This window comes from Sorangium sp. So ce117 (assembly GCF_051524395.1).
In the GTDB taxonomy this organism is placed as follows: Bacteria; Myxococcota_A; Polyangia; order Polyangiales; family Polyangiaceae; genus Sorangium; species Sorangium cellulosum_B.
In genome coordinates this window covers 7,666,201-7,687,766 of record NZ_CP150309.1, presented here as the reverse complement: position 1 = coordinate 7,687,766, position 21,566 = coordinate 7,666,201, and the positions used below count along the sequence as shown (strand labels likewise).

Here is a 21,566-nt window from a genome sequence, read left to right as displayed (position 1 = left end):
GCTCTCTTTCGGTGCGGCTCGTGGCTACGCGCGGCGTGTGGGGGTCGGCTCGTCGTCCAGCAGGCCCGCGTTCGCGCTCGGCGTCGCGAACACCCCCTGCACGTCGTCGGCCGGAGCCCAGTGCCCCGCGCACATGAGCGCGCCCCCGGTGATCTCGGGCTGCGGCGAGAGGCGGGCCTGCACGTCGTCCGCGTGCACGCACACGTTGACGTGCACGCGCGGGTCCGCTTCCGGTCGCTGGGCCAGCGCCCGATGCACGGCGGTCGCGAGCTCGATCGCCGCGCGCCGCTCCCGTAGCGCCTCGGCTGCGTTTGCCGGGAGGAGGCGAACGCCGAGCACCTCGTTGCCGGTGATCGACGCGAGGATGAAGCCTGCGCGCGAGAGCTGCGACTCGGCGATGTCGAGCACCCGACCGATGTCGAAGGTCAGCGCGTCGTCGAGCTCGCCGGCGTCGCCGCGGGTCCGGACCTCCAGGTAGACCGCCACCGCGGGGTGCGTCGGGTCGGGCCCGCTCGGCATGCCCGACGCGGGCCCGCCGATGGCGTCCCTGAGCGCGCGCATCAGCTCCTCGACCGAGCCAAAGCGCCGCTCCCGCCGCTTCTCCATGCACCTCAGCACCACCGCGTCGAGCTCGATGGGCAGCGGGACCCGCAGGCTCGGGGGCAGCGGCTGTTCCTCCAGGTGCTTCCGCACCATCTCGTCCATGTCGTGTGTGTGGAACGGCAACCGGCCCACCAGCATGCGATGAAGGAGGACGCCTAGCGCATAGACGTCCACCCGCGCATCGATAGGACCGCCGAGGATCTGCTCTGGGGCCATGATGGATGGTGTCCCGGGCATACGTCCGGCGGTGGTGAGCCATGTCGACCCCTCCTCGGGCGCCATCATCTTTGCGATTCCGAAATCGAGCAGCTTGACGGCACGTGGCGGGCTCGAGCAGATGAAGATGTTGCTCGCTTTCACATCCCTGTGAACGATGCCCGCTGTGTGCGCGGCTGCTAGCGCTGCGCACACAGGCTCCATCAGTTCCAGGGTCTCGCGCGGCGTGAGCCGCGTCTGGGACCGGATCAGTGCGTCGAGCGTCTGGCCCTCGAGGCGCTCCATGACATAGAATGGCTGATAGTTGTTCAGCTCACCTACTGCATAGATTTCCACGATGTTGGGGTGGGAGATCGACCGCAGCACGTCGATCTCGCGTGCGAACCGATCGACCACGCGGCGAGAGTGGGCCACCGCCTCGCTCAGCACCTTGACCGCGGCGGGTCTGCCCGATTGGGCGTGCCTCGCCCCGTAGACCACGCCGCAGCCGCCACGCGCGATGAATCCTTCGAGGATGTACTCGCCCGCCAGGGTGCCCGGCGGGAACTCGCTGCGCGCGGCCGACCTCTCGAAATCCGAAAACGGCCTGGTCTCGTCCTCGTCGTCGCTCATCTGCCCCTCCGCGCCGTCCATCGCGGCGCGTTACAGCCCTGCCGTCAGCGCGCTCTCCCGATCGAACGCATCCTTTACTAAAGCGCTATGCAGAAGCATTTCGAAATGGTAACTTAAACTTTGCGGCTACTCGACCTTAAACGCCAAATCGCGGCGATGAAAAGGGGGACCGTCATGGTTCTTTGCTGTGCACGAAGTGTCGCGGTCTTCGCATTACCTCTGCTTACCGCTGCCTGCATCGGCGCCGAGATCGACGAGCAGGCGGAGGAGCTCGTCGGGGAAGCCGAGAGCGAGCTCATTTCCACGAACGGCGTCCTCCTGAACGCGCTGCACCCGAACGCGCTGCACCCGAACGGGCTGAGCCCAAGCGGGCTGAGCCCAAGCTGGCTGACCTCGAAAAGGCTGAGTCCGAGCTCGATGGCTCCGAGCGCGCTTGCGGCCATCAAGGATCCGGGATCGAGCGGCGCCCTGTCGAGGGATCTCCTGCGCTACATCGTGAGCTGTTCGCTGCGCGCCGACCAGACGTTCTCGTTTTCATGGACCGACAGCAGCGGGGTCGCCCACTCGGAGGTGTACCGCGGCGACCTCGGCTACGCGCACTGGTGGGCGAGCAGCCCCATCGGCAACGATACATATGTCCAGCATCAGATCTCGGCCTGCCTCGCCGCGCGGGTAAACTGGTACGGCGTTTCGGTGAACATCTCCCTGCGCAACAACGAGATGGCGTCGACTGCGGCGGAGCGCGCGGCCTATCCGGTGCGAGAGGGCGCGTTCTGGGGCAACCTGTTCGCCCCGACGCCCTATGTGGGGGCCTGCTACGATTCGGTGGGCTACGTTCGGGCGCGCCAAGTGCAGCGCGATTGCGCGGCCGGCCACGTCGAGACCAACCCGACGACCGGCGAGGTCACTTGGCAGCAGTGTGGCTCTCTGGTCATCTGGGGCTCATGCAACGCCATGTGCAACGGGACGGACGCCACGGCTGGCTACTTCAGGGGGTGTGTCACGAACTATCCGGTCAACCCTTATGTGCGCACGGACCAGGTGGTTACCACGTTCTTGCCGGCCGGCCCCTAGGAGCGTGAATGGGCTCGGAAGCCCTGCGAGATGCGGAGCCGGAACGGGCGACCCGGGAAGCGGGGCGCTGTCCGGCCTGCGGGCGGCGGAACCAGGGCGCGTGCCCCGAGTGCGCGCAGTCCGCTAGGACGCCGTCTGGCCAGTCGTCGATCCCTCCGGAGATCACGGAGGTCGTACCCGTCGCTTTGCCTCGTTTCCCCGGCTACTGGACCCGCAGGACGCTGGGGCAGGGCGGCTTCGGCCTCGTCTTCGAGGCCGAGCCGGAGGGCGGCGGCGCGCGCGTGGCCATCAAGCTCGCGCGCGCCGATCGCCGCGGCGCCGCCCAGCGCCTCCGGGGTGAGGTCGAGGCGCTCTCGGCCATCGGCGCCCCCCACGTGCCGGGCGTGCACGCATGGGGGGCGCTGGACGACGGCTCGCCCTACGTGGTGATCGAGCGCATCGCCGCGCCCACGCTCGCCTCCCGCCTCGCGGCGCGCCCCGCGCCGCAGCTCGAGGAGGCCGCCCGGCTCGGGCTCGCGACGCTCGCGACCCTCGAGGCCGTGCACGCGCGCGGCTACGTGCACTGCGACCTCAAGCCCGAGAACATCCTCGTCGATGAGGCGAAGGCGACGCTCATCGACCTCGGCATCGCCCGCGTCGTGGGGTGGCGCTACGACGGGCAGGACGAGGACCTCGCCGTGGGGACGGCCGAGTACATGGCGCCGGAGCAGTCGGCCGGGTGGCCCGATCTCGACGCGCGCGCCGACATCTACGCGATGGGCGTCATCCTGTACGAGCTCTTCGCGGGCCGGCCCCCGTTCTGGGGGCCGCGCGCGGCGGTGCTGGAGGACCATCGGAGCCGCAGGCCGCCGCGCCTGTCGGCCAGCGCGGCCGTGCCGCGGGCGGTCGAGGAGGTGGTGCACCGCTGCCTCGCCAAGGAACGGAGCGAGCGGTTCGCGAGCGCGAGCGAGCTCCGCGTGGCGCTGGAGCGCGCGCTCCGGGACGAGGTCGCGGCGAGCGCGCCGGAGGGGTCGCGCTCCGTGGCCGGCATCGAGCGCCGCGTGATGGGGCTCCTGTTCTTCGAGAGCGCGGCCGATCGCATCGCGGTGCAGCGCAGGCTCCTGGCGCTCGGCGGCGAGCTCGCGCACGCCTCCGGCGCTCGTTACGTGGCCGTCTTCGGCCAGGAGGGGACGGCGAGCCCCGCGCGCCGCGCGCAGCGGGCGGCCGACGAGCTCCTGCGACGCGGGGTGTGCACGCGGGTCCTCATCGATCTCGCGCCTGTGTCGAGCCAGGCGCGCCCGGACGGGACGCGGCGGTTCCTGAGCCCGCTCTTCTCGCGCGCCGAGCGGTGGCCGTCCGCCGCCGGGCCGCTGGGGCCTTTCCTTACGCCCGAGGCGTCGGCCGCGCTCCCCGAGCCGTCGCACGCCGCAGTGGGCGACGAGCTCCCGCCGGGCCTCGAGGATCAGTCGCGGGACGCGACGCGCCCCGGCGGGTTCGTCGGCCGTCGCGACCTCCTCGAGCAGCTCACGCAGAGCGCCGAGGAGGCGCTCTGCATGAAGAAGCCCACGGTCGTCTCGGTGACGGGCGGGCCCGGCCACGGGAAGAGCCGCCTCTTCGTCGAGCTCGGCAAGCAGCTCCGGGAGCGGCTGCCGCACGCCCGGATCATCGAGCTGCGCGGGCAGGAGCCCACGAGCGGCGCCTCGGACGAGACGCTCCACGAGCTCGTGCGCAAGGCGCTCTGCGTGCCGGAGCAGCCACCGGAGAGCGGCGTCCGCGGGGCGCTCCCGGAGTCGCTCGGTGCCGTGCTCGGCGAGGAGCTCCGCTTGGGGCTGGCGATGGCGCTCGGATGGGTGGACGAGCAGACGGGCGTCGACATCTTTCCAGAGCTCGAGGCGCTCCGGGCCGCGCCCGGCGCGCTTCGCTCGGCGCGCGTGCGGGCGGCGGGCGAGTGCCTGCGCCAGTGCGCGTCCGCGTCGCCCGTGATCATCCTCCTCGACGACGCGCACTTCGCTCATGACGCGGCGCTCGCTGCGCTCGAGTACGCGGCGCTCGCGGACGAGGCCACGCCGCTGTGGATCTGCGCGATGGGGCGCCCGGCGTTCGCCGAGGCGCACCCCTCCTGGGGCGAGCGCGCCGCGCGACACGAGGCCCTGCGGCTCGAGCCGCTGGACGATGAGAGCGCGCGGGCGCTGTGCCGGCGGCTGCTCCTGCCCGCGCGGGACGTGCCGGAGCCGGCGATCGATCGCCTGCTCGAGCGCTCGCAGCGGGTGCCGCTCTTGCTCGTGGAGCTCGTGCACGGGCTCAAGCGCGAGGGGATCCTGCGCCGGCACCGGCGGGGCGACGCGTGGTACCTGGCGACCGACGAGCTCGATCGCCTCCCTGTGCTGCCGTCGCTCGACCCGCTGGCGCAGGCGGAGATCGCGGCGCTCGGGCCGGCGCTCGGGGCGCACGCGCGGCTCGTCTCGCTGCTTGGCGCGGAGGTGTCGATCGACGAGATCGCGGGCGTGCTGCGCCAGCTGGATCTCCGCGGCGACGGCGCGGCCTTCCCGCTCGATGCGCGCGTCGGGACCGAGCGGTTGCTGAAGGTGGGCGTGCTGGTCGGCGATCGGAAGGACCGGCTGCGCTTCCGCCATGCGCTGGTGCGGGAGGCGGTCGCGCAGGACGTCGCTGCGGCCGAGCGGCGGCGGATCCACCTGGCGGCGTACGAGCACCACCGCGAGGCGGCCCACGAGGGTCGGGAGCAGCGGCGGCTCAGGATCGCGCACCACGCGGCGGAGGCGGGGCTCGCGACGGTCGCGGAGGAGGCCTACCTGGAGCTCGCCGAGCGGGCGCGGACGCGGCACGCCTACGTGGAGGCGGAGCTCTACTACAGCCGGGCGCTCGCGCAGCCTGTCGAGGCGCCTGGGGTACGGCGGAGGACGGCGTACCGGGGCCGGGGGCTGATGCGCTACCGGCTGGGCCGCTACCACGACGCGCTTGGCGATCTCGATCGCGCGCGCGCGATGGCGACTCTGGAGGGCGACGTCATAGAGCAGATCGAGCTCCTGCTCGACGAGGCCACGGCGCTCGACTGGATGGACGACTACGTCCGATCGAAGCAGCGCGTGGAGGAGGCGAGGGGGCTCGCGCGGGGCGATCTGCCGCCCGCGCTGGCGGCACGGCTCTCGATGGGGGTGGCGCGTTCGCTGAAGCGTGAGAGCCGGGAGGAAGAGTCGGTGCAGCAGTTCGAGCGCGCGGCGGCCCAGGCAGAGGGGCTGGGCGACGAGGGCTACGAGACGCTCGTGGTGTCGCTGCTCCTCCTGGGCACCATCTACCCGGGGCTAGGAAAGCTGGACGAGGCAGGCGCGGTGCTGAATCGGGCGATCCGAATGTGCGAGGAGCGCGGCGATCTCCTGCACCTCGGGCCGGCGATCAACGGCCGGGCGCTGCTCAGAGCCTGCCAGGGGGACAGCGCGGGGATGATCGCGGACCTCTGCCGTCTGCTCACGATCTCGCGCCAGCTGGGCCTCGGGATGCTGGAGCTCGTGAGCGAGTTCAACCTGGGCGAGTCCCTTTACCTGATGGGCGCCCTGGACGCGGCCATGCCCCACGTGGAGCGGACCGTGTCGCTGGAGCGTCAGCAGCGCGGGGAGGAGGCGCGGCCGGTGGTGCGTCTTCTCCTGGCGAGGCTGCTCCTCTACCGCGGCGAGGAGAGCACTGCGCGCGAGATCATCGAGGCGATCCGGGCTCAGCAGGCGAAGGCCGCCGCGGCGGGGCGCGAGGACACGGCGATGGCCCCCGCGGAAGAGGTGCACTGGTCGATGATCGACCTGGCGACGCGGGAGGCGAGCGCCGAGGAGTGGGACGAGCTGGAGGCGCGGTCTGCCCGGTTCTCCGCGGGGCAGGAGCGGATCGAGGTCATCGAGGCGCGGGCGCGCGCGCTGTCTCGGCGAGGCTGTCACGCGGAGGCGAGCGCGGCGCTCGCGAGGGCGATCGAGGCAGCAGGGAGCATCCCCAACATGATGCGGGAGCGGCTCGAGCGGCAGCGAGGGAGCTAGCCCGGATGCTCCATGAGTCGCTCACGCCGGCTCGTGACCCACGGATTCAGCGCCACGCGTACGAGAAACAGGCCTCCAGGTGGCTCGTTGCTTCGCGCAGCGCTCGCAGAAATTGACGGGATTCATTGGCCGACTCACCGCGGGGCAGCCGCCGCGGCGCGGCGCGGTGGGTCCTCGCGGTGGGCGACGCCCGTGACGGCGCCCTTGGCGTTTGGATGCGCAGCGGGATCGCCCGTCGCGTCGAACAGGGCGAGCGACCTCGAATAATCGAGCGCCGCCCCGGCGGTGTCGCCCCGCTCGCAGCGCAGATCGGCGCGCGCGTGGAGCACCGCGGCCTGCCCCGCGCTGTCCCCGAGCTCCTCGAAGAGCCGCAGCGCATCCTCGTAGTCGCGCTGCGCGCCCGGGAGCGCGCCCCGCTGGCGGCGCAGGTCGCCGCGGGCCTTGAGCGCGGCGGCCTCGCCGCGGCGATCTCCGCTGTCCCGGTACAGCAGGATCGCATTGCCATAGTCGCGCGCCGCGAGCGCCGTCTGCCGCTCTCGCAGGCGCAGGTCGCCGCGGGCCTGCCACGTGCGCGCATGGGTCTGCTCGCACCCGAGCGCCCGGAGGAGATCGGGCTGCGCGAGCACCTCGCGCGCGGCGCGGGCGCGTGAGCTCGCCCCGCGACGCTCATCGCGGCTGCTCGGCGGGGGCGAGCGCAGCTGGCTGAGGACGCGCTCCTCCACGCCCTCGAGGATGTAGAGCGCGCGGTCGTAGGCGCGCGCGGCGCCCGCGAGGTCCCCCTCCCTGAAACACAGATCGCCCTGCGCCTTCAGCACGTTGGCCTCGCCCAGGCGATCGCGGCAAGCCCTGAGGAGCGTGAGCGCGCTCCCGTAGTCGCTCGCCGCCCCCGCCAGTTCGTCCTGGTCGAGCCGGAGGTTGCCGCGCGCGAGCAACCCCATCGCCTCTCCGGCGCGGTCGGACGCCGCCCTGAACAGCGACAGCGCCCGCTCATGATCGCGTGAGGCGGCCGCGATGTCCCCCTGCCGCCGGTGCACGTCGCCGCGGAGCAGGAGCGCCGTCGCCTGGCCACGCCCGTGCATGGCCGCCTCGAACCCGGCGAGCGCTTCGCCGTAGTCCGCCACGGCGGCCTCGAGCGCGCCCTCGGCGAGGCGCCGGTTGCCGCGCGCGAGCAGCTCCTTTGCGTTACAGAAGATCTCGTCGTCGGCCGGCGGCGAGCTCCGCGCCGCCGCGCGCTGCACGTTCGCGCGCACCGCCTTGCGGAGCACGTCGCGGTGACCCGGGCGGCCGCGCTCGCGAGCGGCCGGCGTCGCGCGGAGCGTCCCGAAGGTGCCGCGCCGCTTGCTCGCGAGCTCGGCGCGGCGCGCGCCCTCGAGCGCCGCGAGCGCGCGCTCGCGCAGCTCGGGGAGCGCGTCGCCCGAGAGCCGCGCCGCCTCGTCGAGCAAGCGCTGCTGGAGCTCGGCCGGGAGCCCGAGATCGACCACCGTGCAGGCGTCGACGAGCGCCCGCGCCAGCACCTCGGCGCCGCGCTCGCCGTCCCGGAACGGCGCGAGGTCGAGGGCCGCGAAGAGCTCGCAGGCGACGCGCCTGCGCGACGCCGCCGCCGGCCGCCCCTCGGCCGCGGCCGTCCAGAAGAGCAGCGCCTGCATCGCGTCCGCCGAGCCCCGGTGGAGCGCGTCCCAGCGCCTCGCGTCGGCCGCCGCGTCCTCGCGGGCCGCGGCGCGCACGGGGGGCGTCATCGTGAAGGTCTGCGGGCCCTGCTCGAGCGACACCACCCGCCCATGCACGAGCAGCTGGAGCGGCCGCGCAGCGGAGGGCGCCGGCTTCCCCGCCGCGGCGGCGACCACCTCCAGCGGAACGCCCGCCGCGGGCAGCACGGCGAGCGCATGCACCACCCGGCGCGCCTCCTCGCCGAGCGACTCCAGCGCGTCGCCGAGCACCTGACCCACGATCTCCCCCTCGGGTCCCCCCGGATCCAGCTGCGCCGCGTTCCTCCGCAAATACGCCTCGACCGACATTCCCGTCCGCCGCAGCGAGGCTGCGGCGATCTCGATCGCGGCTGGCAGATACCCGAGCGCAGCGACGAGCGCATAGGCCCACTGGACCTCCGCAGCGGGCGGCGCGTCCGTCCCCCATGCACCCTGGGAGAGGACGGACATCGCAGCGGATACGGAGAGCGCCGAGACGCTGAGCTCGGCCATCTTCCGATCTCCGGACGTGGAGCGGAACCTCAACATATCGCCTCTGTCATTCCAGAAGAGCTGGTTGTCCGAGCAGGCGCCGTCCGGCTCTCGGCCCGCGGCGACATGCCTGCTGGCCCTCAATCAGCCTGGAGATTCACGTCTCGAAGCCTGTATCGACGAGCTTAGCGCGGCGCGCGACAGGCTCAACGGCCTTCCAGGTTTTCATGCGATCCCCGCGGCGAATCCGCGGCGAACCAGCCCGCGCTGGCACGCGTCCGGCAACGGCTCGCCGATCATGGGAAAGCGCGTTCGACGAAGCGGAACGACGGGATCCTGCGCCGGACGCTCGCTCCTTGTCGCCGGCTCGTATGTCCCCCGGTCGGGTCGAGGAGAGAAGATCCTGCCCGTCTGCGCGGGCCCCGCGGCGAGGCGGGGGGCTCGGGCGGAAGGCCGTGGGCGTGAGATCCGGGTCGGAGACGAGATCCTTTATGTGACCGAGACGGGCACCGGCAAGCCCGCGGTGCTTCTGCCCAGCATGCTGATCGACGGCGCGACCTACCAGCCAGCGGTCGAGGCGATGGCGCGCCGCGCGCGGGTGCTCGTCCTGGAGCTGCCCGGCTCGGGCCGCGCCTCGCGGCTGCGCGCGCCGTGGACCCTGGAGCGGTATGCGCGCTGCGTCGCCGAGGCCTTGCGGGTGTTGCGCCTCGAGCGCGTCACGCTGATCGGCCACTCGCTGTCTGGCGCCGTGGCGCTGATCGTCGCGGCGCTGCACCCCGAGCGGCTCACCGGGGTCGTGCTCGTCGATTCCATCGGATTCGACCCGCCGGGCTCGGTGCTTTCGCTCGTCCTCGCCCGCGCGGCCGAGGCGCTGCTGGCGCCTCGCTTCGTCGCGCGGGGGGCGCCTGCTCTCCTCCACAACCTGCTCTTCCACGCGCGGAGCGCGCTGAGCCTCCTGCGGATCGCCGCGACCGCAGATCTGAGCGGCCACGCGGCGCGCGTGCGCGTGAGGACGCTGCTCGCCTGGGGCGCGCGCGATCTCACGGTGCCGATCGGCTCGGCCCTCGCCATCCAACGCTCGATCCCCGACTCGACCCTTGTCGTCTCCTCGAAGGGAAGCCACGACTGGATCGTGGAGCGACCAGCCGAGTTCGCGGACGCGGTGGCGAGGTTCATGGCGGGCAGCGGCGGAGCAGCCTGAGCAGGGGGGTGTCGTGGAGCGCCGCCATGCGCTACCCTTGTCCCGGCGTTCTTCGGCGTGAACCTCAGGGAGCATGGCGCGCGGCGCGAGCCGAGCCGCCATAGCAGGGAGCGGGGCTTGACTGGTTTGTGGCGCCTGCTGGAACAGGCCGCGAGGTGGGCGCGGCGCGCGACCCCGCTGCTCGCGCTCCTCGCGACGATGGCGCTGTGCCTCCCCGCCCGCGGCGAGGCGGCGGCGCCCGCCGCGGGCCCGGGCGGCGCGGCCGGGGCCCCCGCGCCGCCGGGCCCGCGGCCGCTCCCGCCGATCCCCGGCGCGGGCAAGGTCACCGTGGTCGCGATCTCCGGGACGATCGATCTCGGCCTCTCGCCCTTCCTGGAGCGCGTCGTCGCCGCCCAGGGGGAGGGCGACCTCCTCGTGCTCGACATCAGCACGCTCGGCGGCCGCATCGACGCCGCGCTCGCCATCCGGGACGCGCTGCTCCGGGCGCGTGTCCGCACGGTGTGCTGGGTCAACCCGCGCGCGATCTCGGCCGGAGCGCTCATCTCGCTCGCCTGCGATGTCATCGCGGTCGCCCCCGGCGCCACCCTCGGCGCGGCGACGCCCGTGCAGATCGGCGAGGGCGGCGAGATGAAGCCAGTCGCCGAGAAGGTCGTGTCCTACATGCGGAAGGAGATGCGCGCGACCGCGGAGGCCAAGGGGCGGCGCGGCGACATCGCCGAGGCCATGGTCGACGCCGACGTGGAGGTCCCCGGCCTCGACGAGAAGGGGAAGCTGCTCACGCTGGACGGCGCGCAGGCGCTCGCGTGGGGCGTCGCCGAGGTGCAGGCCGGCAGCGAGGCAGATCTCTTCGGCGCCCTGGGCCGCCCCCAGCCCGCGGAGATCATCCGCCCGCGCCCCAGCTTCGCCGAGGAGCTCGCGCGCTTCCTCTCGGATCCCACGCTCTCCGGGGTCCTCATGACCCTCGGGATGCTCGGTATCCTCCTCGAGCTCTATGCGCCGGGCCACGGCATCTCGCTCGCCGTAGGGCTCTCGTGCCTCGCGCTGTTCTTCTTCGGGCACCACGTCGTGAAGCTCGCCGGCTGGGAGGAGCTCGCGCTCTTCGCCGTCGGCGCGATCCTCATCGCGGTGGAGATCTTGGTCCCGGGGCACATCGTCCCTGGGGTCGCGGGCGCCGCGTGCGTGGCGAGCGCCCTCCTCCTTTCGCTCCTCGATCTCGAGCGCGTGCCGGTCGACGTCGCCTGGCACGCCGGTTGGCTGCCGCGCGCCCTCGCCTCGGTGTGCGGCTCGCTCGCGGCGACGGCGGCGCTCGCCGTGGGCGCCGCCCGCATCGCGCCGAGGACGCGCTTCGGGCGGCGGTTCGTTCTCGACGCGGCGATCCGCGGCGTCGCCGTCGGAGGACCTCCCGAGGGCTCCGCGGCGCCCGCGTCGCTCGTGGACCGGCTCGGCACGGCCGCGACCGATCTGCGCCCCTCGGGCAAGGTCGCGCTCGACGGCCGCCGCGTGGAGGCGCTCTCGGAGCTCGGCTACGTCGAGGCCGGCGCCCGCGTGCGGGTGATCCGCGCGGAGGGGGGCCGGGTCATCGTGAGGGCGGCCGCGCGCGGCGCGGACGAGGAGCGCGGAGCGTGACGCCCGCGCTGCTCGTCGTCGCGCTGCTCGTGGTGGGGCTCGTGCTGCTCGCCATCGAGGTGCTGGTCATCCCCGGCGTCGGCCTCGTCGGGCTCCTCGGCGGCGCCGCCGTGCTCGGCGCGGTCGCGCTCGCATGGGCGGCCCTCGGGATCGGCTACGGCCTGCTCGCCCTGGGCGCCGGCGTCTGCGTGACGGGGCTCCTGTTCTGGGCTGTCCCGAGGACGCCGGTGGGCCGCAAGATGGTGCTGCTGGAGACCCAGCGGAGCGGGCGTGGCCCGGACGCGCGGCTCGCCGCGCTTGCCGGCAAGGAGGGCAGGGCGCTCACGCCGCTCCGCCCCGCCGGCACGGTCGAGATCGAGGATCGCGCGGTCGATGTCGTGACCGACGGCCTCTACGTGGAGGCTGGCACGCCTGTGCGGGTCGCGAGCGTGGAGGGGAATCGGGTCGTCGTCGAGCCGCGCGAGCCCTAGAGAGCGCGCGAGAGGCGGCCCTTCACGGACAGGGACGGGTGGAGAGGGATATGGAGATCATCTCGGTCATCGTGATCGGCGGGCTCGTGCTCGTCGCCATCGTCGCGACGCTGTACATGGTGCCGCTCCGGCTGTGGGTCGCCGCGCAGGCGTCGGGCGCCGGGGTCTCGATGCTCACGCTCATCGCGATGCGCCTGCGCCGGGTGCCGCCCGACCAGATCGTCAACGCGCGGATCAGCGCCGTGAAGGCGGGGCTCGAGGGGGTGTCCGTCGACATGCTCGAGGCCCACTACCTGGCCCGCGGCAGGGTGGAGGCGGTCGTCAACGCGCTCATCTCGGCCGGCAAGGCGGGGATGGAGCTCGATTTCTCGCGCGCGGCCGCGATCGATCTCGCCGGCCGCAACGTGCTCGAGGCGGTGGCGATGTCGGTGAACCCGCGCGTCATCGAGACCCCGAAGGTCTCGGCCGTGGCCAAGGACGGTATCCAGCTCCTCGCGATCGCGCGCGTGACCGTGCGCGCCAACATCGAGCGCCTCGTCGGCGGCGCGGGCGAGCAGACGGTGCTGGCCCGCGTCGGCGAGGGCGTCGTCTCGACCATCGGCTCGGCCGACGACTACAAACACGTCCTCGAGAACCCGGATACCATCTCGAAGAACGTGCTCAAGAAGGGCCTCGACGCGGGGACGGCGTTCGAGATCCTCTCCATCGACATCGCCGACGTCGACGTCGGCTCCAACATCGGCGCGAAGCTCCAGACGGAGCAGGCCGAGGCGGACAAGCAGGTGGCGCAGGCCAGGGCGGAGTCGCGCCGCGCGCTGGCGGTCGCGCAGGAGCAGGAGATGAAGGCCAAGACGCAGGAGATGCGGGCGAAGCTCGTCGAGGCCGAGTCGACGATCCCGCTCGCCGTCGCGGAGGCGCTCCGCACGGGCAAGCTCGGCGTCATGGACTACTACAACATGCGCAACGTCATCGCCGACACCGAGATGCGCCAGGGCATCGCCGGCACCACGGGGGGCAAGCCCGATCCCGCCGGGGAGTCGTGAGGTGCCGCCGCGCGACCCACCGAGCCCGCTCCTCGCGTGGCTCGGCCGCCGCGACGCGCTCGTGCGGCGCTTCGTCCTGGCCGAGGTGCTCGGCCCGCCCCGGGCGCTATCGCCGCGCTCTGCGCGGCCAGAGAGCCGCGCGGCCACAGAGCCGCGCCCCGACGACGCTGGGCGGGCGCCATGCGTGACATCGACCTCGAGAAATACGTCGGCGTCCTCATCGGAGTGATCTGGGCGATCGTCAAGCTCGCGAGCCTGTACGGGAGCCTGCAAGCCAGGCGCGCCGAGCGCGCTGCGCGTGCCGCGGCGCGGCCCGGCGGCGAAGACGCCCCGCGGAGCGAACCAGCGCTCGTCGACGTCGCACCGGGGAGCGATACGGGGCCCGTCGATGTCGCGCCGGGGAGCGCTGCACCGTGGGCGGGGATGCCGTTCGGCGCCCCGCGCGCGCCCGACGCCGACCGGCTGCGCGTGGTGCTCCTGCGGCTCGCCGAGCTCGAGCAGAGCGCCGCGGCGCTCGGCGAGGTGGTGCGTCACGAACGGGCGAACCGGCGCTTCACGGACGTGCTCCTCGGGGCCGTCCCGCACGAGATCGGGCGCCTGCGCGCCGCCGTCGACGCGGGCCTCGCGGCGCGCGAGGCGGAGGCCGCGGCGGACAGCATCGAGCTCGTCGTGGGCGAGATCGCGGCGCTCGTGCGGCAGCGCCGCGACCCGTCGCTCCTGCCCGATCTCGGCGACGCGGACGCCCTCGCCGACGCCTGCTACGCCCCCGTGATCGCGTTCGCGCGGGCGGAGGGGCTGCCGCTCCGGAGCGGAGCGCCGGCCACGCAGCTCACGGATTTCGATCTCGCGATCTGGACGGGCTTCATCCCGACGTCGATCGCGCCCATCTTCCTCCCTGTCGACTTCTTCTCGACCCCGCTGCGCTGGCCGGCGCTCGCGCACGAGATAGGCCACGATTTCCTGGCCTCGGTCGACGGCCTCGAGCCGGCCCTGCGCCGCGAGCTCGGCCTGGGGGGCGAGCAGGTGCGCCCGCTCGCGCCGGATGGCGATCGCATCGGGGCTCCCGCGCTCAGGCGGGTGTTCGGCGTGTGGTTCGAGGAGATCTTCTGTGACGTCTTCGGCACGCTCATGTTCGGCCCCGCCTACGTGCTCACGATGAGCGAGCTGTTCTTCCGGGAGGACGAGCCGTACGCGTCCATCGCCGTCCAGACGGACGTGACCGGCGCGCGTTATGACGAGCACCCTCCGCCGCACCTGCGCGTGCTCATCGGGTGCATGGTCCTCGAGCGGGGCGGGCTCAACGAGGACGCGCGCGCCCTGCGGGAGGCGTGGGCGCGCCGCCACGCCGAGGTGAGCCTCGATGACCTGCTCTTGCCCGTGAGGGGCGCCTTTCGCCCCGTCCCGCTGGCGCCCTTCGCCGCCATGGCCGCGTGGATCGTGGAGCGCCTCTATGCCGGCCCGCTCACCGCCCTGTCCGGCTTCGGTCTGCAGGACATCAGCGGGCTCGACTACGGCCCGCACGAGCGCCAGGAGGCGTCGCGCGCGCGCGACGCGCTGCTCGCCGGCCGGGTCCCCGCCGTCCTCGACGCCCGGGCGCTCCTCGCGGGCGCTGTCCTGGCGGCGCATCAGGCGCCCGCGCAGTCGCTGTCGATCCTCATCAAGGCGCGCGCCGCGATCCCGGCGCTCGGCACGGCCGAGCGACGGCCCGACGCGTTCGGGTCGCGCCTCGACGCGTCCAGCGTCGCGCTGGACCGCCGCGCCGTGGCGGAGGCGCTGCTCTTCCGGGAGGTCCTGCTCCCACCGCGAGCGCTCCGCGCCCGCCGCCGCGCACGCCTCTAGAGCGGCGGTCACCCGCTTCGGATACGGGCCCACCTCGACGTTTTCGGTGCTCAGCGCACGGGAGTGCGCTTGCGCGCCGAAAACGCCGATCTGGGCCCGTCTCCTGTGCGGGAGACCGCCGCTCTGCTTGGCATGTAGCTGAGGTGGGCGGATACCGCCGTGGCGCGGGCGCGGCGCGGATCAGATGGCGTCGAGCTCGGCCGCGCCCTGCGTGGGGTGAACCGTCTGGATCGTGGGCGCCCGCGGCGCGGCGAGGCTGCCCGCCGTGATCAGGGGCAACGACGCCCGCGGCGGGGGGATGCTCTCCGAGCGGAGCTTCAGGAGCTCCTCGCGCTGGTGCTTCCACACGGTCCGGTAGCGGAAGAACGGCACGGCCGGGTAGAGGTGGTGGATCAGGTGATACGTCTGCCCGAAGAGCAGCACGTTGAACAGCGCGCTGTCGACCGCGCGCGTCGCGCTGTACCGGTTCTGCGTCGCCGTGATCTCGTGGGGGAAGTGAGGCAGGTAGTCGAAGGCGAACGCGAGGAAGAAGATCGCCAGCCGCGCCGGCAAGATCCAGTAGAGGAGCGCGAGCTGACCAACGCCGAGCCCGAAGGCCAGCACCACGAGCGCGAGCATGGCCGCGAGCGACGCGACCGTCTCGATCCGCTCCGCGCGCTTCTGCGCGTGGTAGGAGCGCAAAAATAGATAGTAGTAGTGGAGATCCTGTGTCGCCCAGCGGAGCGGCAGGAGGTACCACGGGCCGCGCCCACTCCAGTAGTCGGGATCCCGGTCCGCCTCGTTCGTGTGTTTGTGATGCTCGAGGTGGAAGTGACGCACCGCCAGGAACGGCGCCACGAGCAGCAGCCCGGACAGCCGCCCGATCACGCCGTTCAGCAGCGCGGAGCGCGCCAGAGACCGATGCGAGGCCTCGTGCATCGGCGTGAAGGCGGCATACGCGGCGACCGCCGCTGCGAGCACCGCCGGAACGGTCGACACCCAGCCCGCGATGCCCGCGGTGACGGCCGTCGCCCAGAGGGCGCACGACCCCGCGAAGAGCGCCACCGTCGGCCACTCGATCGTCCGGGTCTGCAGCAAGCCGCTGTCGAGCGGGAGGACGCTCCAGAGGGCCGGTCGCCCGGAAGGTCTCCCCGACGGCCTGCCCGAGGGCCGCCCTGACGGCCTGCCAGAGGGCCGCCCCGACGGCCTGCCCGAGGGGCGGCTCGGGCACTTCTCGTCGTTGTTCCTCGTGAAATTCCAGACGGCTGGCCGCCCCGATGGACGACTGAGTCGATTCTCGTCGTTGTTCATGGCGCTCAAAACTCCCGGGGGAAGCTTCGGATCTTCACGTTGGTGACAGCGAACGGTGGACACCGGATCAAGCGCAAACGAACGTTCGACCGCTCGGGACCGCGTTCCAGGGATGGCACCGACAGGTCGTCAGGGGTTAGCGACCTCCAGGGCGAGGCCGTCCACGTCCATTCCCTCGGATGAACAGAGGAGCGCCATGGGCGGTCCCACTGCGAGAGAAGGCGGGAGACGCTCGCAGACGAGCACGAATTCAATCTAGCAGCCTAGCAACAGGAGCACAACGGGACTTTCGGAGCGTTGCGTTTGGCTTTCTGGTTGGCTGGATTCCAGAAGCAGCGTCGTTTGTTTCGGTTTGCGACGGTTGCGTCGGTTACGACGCTTACGACCGTTGCGACCGTTGCGACCGTTGCGACCGTTGCGACCGTTGCGACCGTTGCGACCGTTGCGTCGGTTTACGATGACGTCGTCCGCCTGCATCTGCTTGCGTTGGCCCGTAGCGGCGTTGGCGTTGCGTTGGCGCCGCTGCCGTTGTTCGAGGAACAGGCCCGGAGCGCCGCGCTGACGCTGACCACATGGCATGCGTCAAAACAGTGCGCTCGACACATTCCGCTAGACATGGCCGTATGTCGACGCGCTGCCGTCCCGTAGCATTGCGCTCACCTCGTGGGCACAACCCCATGCCAGCGTGTATCCGGAACCGCCGTGGCCGTAGTTGTGGATCACACGGCCTTCACGCTCGACCCGCACGGTGCTCCGATAAGGGCGCAGCCCGGCGCGTGAGCCGAGCAAGCGGCCCGGCTTGAGCCCGGCCGCGCGCACCCGCTGGAGCATTGCGTCAGCAAGCTCGGGATCAGGCGTCAAAGGGCGATCATCGGGCGACGGGATGAAACAACCGCCAATCACGATCTCGCGACGCCTTGGGATGACATAAACGAGCGCCGATTCGTCCCTTTCATCACCCAGTGCGACATCTGGGGGGATCTCGCCTGGTTCGACGATCGCCACCTGGCCGTAGACGCCGATGAGCTCGCCGTCGCCGGTGAGCGCGCGCGCTCCGAGCCCGGTGCAATTCACGATGCAGTCGCCCTCGACCTCGGCGAGCGATCGCACGTTCTCGGTGCGCACTGGACAGTCGAGCTGCGCCTCCAGCCAGGGCAGGTGTAACGATGGCTCGATGCGCGGCGCCGTGAATCGCAGGCTGTACGGCGCGCCCAGCGGGTGGGGTCCAGGCTCGATCGCGAGGTCCGGGGCGCTCGGAGCCCACCACGGCGCGCGCGTGTCGTCCGCCGCCTCGCGGGCGGTCAGGAGATCCACGCCCGCCTCCGGGTGTTTGTTCGCGATGCGCGTGAGTTCATCGAGGCTCCTCGAGGACCACGCGTTGACGCGCTCGGGCGGGTTCGCCAGGAAGGGATGCCACAGCGCCGCCGCGACCGCGGACGTCGTTCGCTCGCCGCGCGCCGCTGCGATCACCTGCACCCGGTGGCCGTCGCGCTGGAGGACGACCGCCGTGGTCAACCCGATCACCCCTGCGCCCACGACGGTGATCTGCTGCCCTTGAGCCTGGCCCCGCGATGACGCCACGATCGCGCGCTCTAGCACGCCGCGCCTCAGCGTCGACATCGCACACCACGCCCGGCGTCGAATCCGGTCTCGTGGACGTCCAGCGACGTCCCGCGACGTCCCGCGACGTCCCGCTGTGTCCCGCGACGTCCCGCTGTGTCCCGCGACGTCCCGCTGTGTCCCGCGACGCCCCGTGATGTCCCGCGACGTCCGATCCACAGCGGTTTCCGCCCACCTCAGCTACATGCCGCGTGCGCAGCGGGCGCCGATGTTGTTGACGCGGTCGATGGGATAACTGAAGTCGCGGTTGCCTGCGCGCACGTCCGTCGCCGGCGCGCGGTAGCTCCCGCCGCGGGTGACCCGCGTCGCGTCGCGATCGCCGTCCACGCGATGCACGCAGTCGATGCACGGCGTGGGGAGCGCATCCCGCCACCAGTCCATCGTCCACTCCCAGAGATTCCCTGCCAGATCCGAGTGCCCCCATCGCCCGTCGCCACGCGGCTTCGACCCGACCGGCAGGATGTCGCTCAGCGCGCAAACCCCGGCGGCGCTTCCATCCCCGGTGCAGTTGTAGGAGGCGCGATCGCCGTCGATCCCGGAGCCCCAGGGGTAAGGTCGATGCTCGTCGCCACCGGCAGCTGCATAGTTCCACTCCGCCTCGGAGGGCAGCCGGCCGCCGTCCCACGCGCAGAACGCGAACGCCTCGAACCAGGTGATGCAATTGATCGGCAGCTCCTCGTTCGACCCGGGGGCGTCGGTCCACGTCCAGAGGCGATCGCCGTTGCACTGCAGCGCCGCCCGGAGCGCCGCGGTGTTCGGCGCGAGCCGCGTGTTCCACCCCGCGATCCACCCGCTGCCGCTGACGTGGGGGTGCCGGCCAGCCCCGATGGCCGGCGGCCTCTCCTGCACGCCCTGCCCGGCATCCACGAACGCCCGGAATCGCCCCACCGTGATCTCGTACTTGTCCAGGCGGAAGTCGCTGACGGCCGCGGGGAACGCGTCGTCTGTGCTCGGCGTCCCGTCGTAGCCCCTCAGGAAAGTGCCACAGGGGACCATCCTGTTGCCGCAGCAGCTCGCGTCGCCCGGCCCGCAGCTGTCCCCGGCGCCCGGCCTGCCCCCCGCGCAGCTCGGAAGCATGACCATCACGTCCGTCGATCCGCACGTGTTCGGGCAACCCGGCTCCCCGCACTCGCACTGCACGCCGCCCGCGCACGTCACGCAGTCCCCGGTTCCATCACACTCCGCGCTGCCGTCTGCCCCGCAGGGGGTCCGCGCCGGCCTCGGCCGCTCCGCACACTCACCCTCGCCGCACACCGCTTCCATGCAGGCGCTCTGCGCTGGCGGGCAGTCCTCCACCGGGTCGACGCAACCATCCGTCACACCGCCGCTGCTGCTGCTGGCGCCGCTGCTGCTGCTGGCGCCGCTGCTGCTGCTAGCGCCGCTGCTGCTGCTGACGCCGCTGCCGGTGGTCGCGTCACTGCTGCTGGCGGTGGCGCTGCTGCTGCCGCCTGCCCCGCTTCCACCGCTCCCCACGTCGTGGTCACCGGCGAAATCACGCACCTTCGGGCTGCAACCCGAGACGAGAGAGGTGGCCACGATGAGCGCCAATTTTCTCATGTACGGCATCATACGCGACCGGGCGCACCCCCGTCGTGGTGGATGCCGTACCGGCCCGGAGCGTTGCTGCGCCCGACCTGCGCCGGGCGCAGCAACGCTCCGGGTGGCCGGGGCGGTGGCCACCCGTTCCAGCGACGGCGGCCGCCGCGCTGCGTGCGCTGTGGCCTCGTCCGCGCCTCGCCTGCGCGGCTCGGCGGCTGGAGCTCCGTTACTTGCGCTGCGCGGGGGCGGTCGCGGTCGCGCCGTCCCCGGCGCGCCGGCTCGGCTCGATCTGGCCGACGTCGCGGACTGCGCCGTTGGCGGCGCTCGTGGCCATCAGCGCGTAAGCCCGCAGGGCAGGGGAGACCTTCCGGTCGCGGTTCGGCCTGAACGCATCGGCTCCGCGCGCCTCGGCGGCGCGGCGGCGGCGATCGAGCTCCGCCTCGCTGACGAGGACATCGATCGTCCGGGCGGGGATGTCGATCCGGATGCGGTCGCCCTCCTCGATGAGCCCGATGGTCCCGCCTTCGGCCGCCTCGGGCGAGACGTGCCCGATGCTCAGGCCCGAGGTCCCGCCGCTGAACCGGCCGTCGGTGATGAGGGCGCACGCCTTCCCGAGGCCCTTCCCCTTCAGGAACGACGTCGGATAGAGCATCTCCTGCATGCCGGGGCCGCCCTTCGGCCCCTCGTAGACGATCACGACAACGTCGCCCGAGCGGATCTGGTTGTCCCAGATCGCGTCGCACGCCGCCTCCTGCGACTGGAACACCCGCGCGGGCCCCTCGAACTTCCAGATCTCGGGATCGACGCCGGCGGTCTTCACGATGCAGCCGTCCACCGCGATGTTGCCGTAGAGCACGGCGAGCCCGCCTTCGCGGCTGTACGCGTTGTCGACGTCGCGGATGCAGCCCTTCTGGGCGTCATCGTCGGTGTCGGCGAAGTACTTGTCTTGCGAGAACGCGACCGTGGTCGGCACGCCGCCCGGCGCGGCGAGCGAGCGCTTCTTCGCGGCGGCCGTCGCCGTGGGGCGGCGGATGTCGTTCTCGTCGATGGCCTCGCCCAGCGTGCCCGCGTGGACCGTGCCCGCCTGCCGGTGGATGAGCCCCGCGCGGTCGAGCTCGCCGAGGATCGTCAGCACGCCGCCCGCGCGGTGCACGTCCTCGACGTGGTGATGCGACGACGGCGCGACCTTGCAGATGTTGGGCACCTTGCGCGACATCCGGTCGATGTCCGCCATCTTGAAGTCCACCTGCGCCTCGCGGGCGACCGCCAGGATGTGGAGCACCGTGTTCGTCGAGCCGCCCATCGCGATGTCGAGCGCCATCGCGTTCTCGAACGCCTCGAACGTCGCGATGCTCCGCGGCAGCACCGAGGCGTCGCCGTCCACGTAGTGCCGCTGCGCGAGCGCGACGACGCGCTTCGCCGCCGCCTCGAAGAGATCCCAGCGCGCCGCGTGCGTCGCCAGCAGCGTGCCGTTGCCGGGCAGCGCGAGGCCGAGCGCCTCGTTGAGGCAGTTCATGCTGTTGGCCGTGAACATGCCGGAGCACGAGCCGCAGGTCGGGCACGCGGACCGCTCCATCGCGGCGAGATCCGCGTCGGTCACCTTGTCGTCGCTCGCGGCGATCATCGGATCGATGAGGTCGAGCTTCCGGATGAGCGGCTTGCCGTCGCGGTCGTGGGTCCCGACGAGCTTGCCCGCCTCCATCGGGCCGCCCGACACGAAGACGGTCGGGATGTTGAGCCGCATGGCGGCGAGGAGCATGCCGGGCGTGATCTTGTCGCAGTTCGAGATGCACAAGAGCGCGTCGGCGCAGTGCGCGTTCACCATGTACTCGACGCTGTCGGCGATGAGCTCCCGGCTCGGCAGCGAGTACAGCATGCCGGCGTGGCCCATCGCGATGCCGTCGTCGATGGCGATGGTGTTGAACTCGACGCCCCACCCGCCCGCGGCGTCGATGACCTTCTTCGCCCGCTGCCCGACGTCGTGGAGGTGGACGTGCCCCGGAACGAACTGCGTGAAGCTGTTGGCGATGGCGACGATCGGCTTCTCGAAGTCCGCGTCCTTCATGCCGGTGGCGCGCCACAACGCGCGCGCCCCTGCCATGTTGCGCCCCTGGGTGGATGTACGACTGCGGTATCCGGCCATGCCGGGAACCTACTCCGTTCCGGCCTTCGCGCCTAGCCGGCAGGCGGGGCCGGCGCCTGGGTACCGCCGCGCCCGCTGCGTCCACCGCCGCGCGCTG

General features: G+C 72.3%; 13 protein-coding genes. 7 read left to right on the top strand and 6 right to left on the bottom strand.

The features are described 5' to 3' along the window. Positions 1–24 precede the first annotated feature (24 nt). A complete protein-coding gene (locus tag WMF46_RS28660; RefSeq protein ID WP_437980109.1) occupies positions 25–1,431 on the bottom strand; it encodes a serine/threonine protein kinase in 1,407 nt (468 codons plus the stop codon). Positions 1,432–1,605: 174 nt separating this feature from the next. On the opposite strand from WMF46_RS28660, the gene WMF46_RS28655 reads away from it, so the two are divergent. After that, positions 1,606–2,505 (top strand): hypothetical protein, encoded by a 900-nt coding sequence (locus WMF46_RS28655; RefSeq protein WP_437980108.1) that lies wholly within the window; start codon positions 1,606–1,608, stop codon positions 2,503–2,505. A gap of 8 nt (positions 2,506–2,513) precedes the next feature. Then, complete coding sequence (locus WMF46_RS28650; RefSeq protein WP_437980107.1) at positions 2,514–6,521, top strand: protein kinase domain-containing protein; 4,008 nt, start codon at positions 2,514–2,516, stop codon at positions 6,519–6,521. Between the two features lie 134 nt (positions 6,522–6,655). On the opposite strand, the gene WMF46_RS28645 is transcribed toward WMF46_RS28650, so the two are convergent. Continuing rightward, complete coding sequence (locus WMF46_RS28645; protein ID WP_437980106.1) at positions 6,656–8,755, bottom strand: hypothetical protein; 2,100 nt, start codon at positions 8,753–8,755, stop codon at positions 6,656–6,658. 436 nt (positions 8,756–9,191) lie between these two features. On the opposite strand from WMF46_RS28645, the gene WMF46_RS28640 reads away from it, so the two are divergent. The 5 genes from WMF46_RS28640 (at position 9,192) to WMF46_RS28620 (ending at position 14,877) form a co-directional block, all read left to right on the top strand. After that, on the top strand, positions 9,192–9,899 hold the full coding sequence (locus tag WMF46_RS28640) for an alpha/beta fold hydrolase (protein ID WP_437980105.1): 708 nt from the start codon (positions 9,192–9,194) through the stop codon (positions 9,897–9,899). Positions 9,900–10,016: 117 nt separating this feature from the next. Continuing rightward, a complete protein-coding gene (locus WMF46_RS28635) occupies positions 10,017–11,525 on the top strand; it encodes an NfeD family protein (protein WP_437980104.1) in 1,509 nt (502 codons plus the stop codon). Continuing rightward, entirely contained in the window at positions 11,522–11,995 is a 474-nt protein-coding gene (locus WMF46_RS28630) for an NfeD family protein (protein WP_437542139.1), read from the top strand. The genes WMF46_RS28635 and WMF46_RS28630 overlap by 4 nt, the downstream gene beginning before the upstream one ends. Before the next feature lie 50 nt (positions 11,996–12,045). Beyond that, positions 12,046–13,038 carry a flotillin-like protein FloA gene (gene floA / locus WMF46_RS28625; RefSeq protein ID WP_437911741.1) on the top strand — a complete coding sequence of 331 codons (993 nt, stop codon included), beginning with the start codon at positions 12,046–12,048 and terminating at the stop codon, positions 13,036–13,038. A gap of 180 nt (positions 13,039–13,218) precedes the next feature. Then, positions 13,219–14,877 carry a hypothetical protein gene (locus WMF46_RS28620; protein ID WP_437980103.1) on the top strand — a complete coding sequence of 553 codons (1,659 nt, stop codon included), beginning with the start codon at positions 13,219–13,221 and terminating at the stop codon, positions 14,875–14,877. A 180-nt stretch (positions 14,878–15,057) separates the two neighbouring features. Here the strand turns inward: WMF46_RS28620 and WMF46_RS28615 are convergent, their stop codons facing one another. From WMF46_RS28615 to ilvD, 4 genes are all read right to left on the bottom strand, one after another. Continuing rightward, entirely contained in the window at positions 15,058–16,167 is a 1,110-nt protein-coding gene (locus WMF46_RS28615) for a fatty acid desaturase (protein ID WP_437980102.1), read from the bottom strand. Between the two features lie 609 nt (positions 16,168–16,776). After that, entirely contained in the window at positions 16,777–17,787 is a 1,011-nt protein-coding gene (locus tag WMF46_RS28610) for an FAD-dependent oxidoreductase (RefSeq protein ID WP_437980101.1), read from the bottom strand. A gap of 180 nt (positions 17,788–17,967) precedes the next feature. After that, positions 17,968–19,344: a formylglycine-generating enzyme family protein gene (locus tag WMF46_RS28605; protein WP_437980100.1), complete on the bottom strand. Its 1,377-nt coding sequence runs from the start codon at positions 19,342–19,344 to the stop codon at positions 17,968–17,970. A 208-nt stretch (positions 19,345–19,552) separates the two neighbouring features. Further along, complete coding sequence (ilvD, locus tag WMF46_RS28600) at positions 19,553–21,469, bottom strand: dihydroxy-acid dehydratase (protein WP_437980099.1); 1,917 nt, start codon at positions 21,467–21,469, stop codon at positions 19,553–19,555. Between the last annotated feature and the right edge of the window lie 97 nt (positions 21,470–21,566).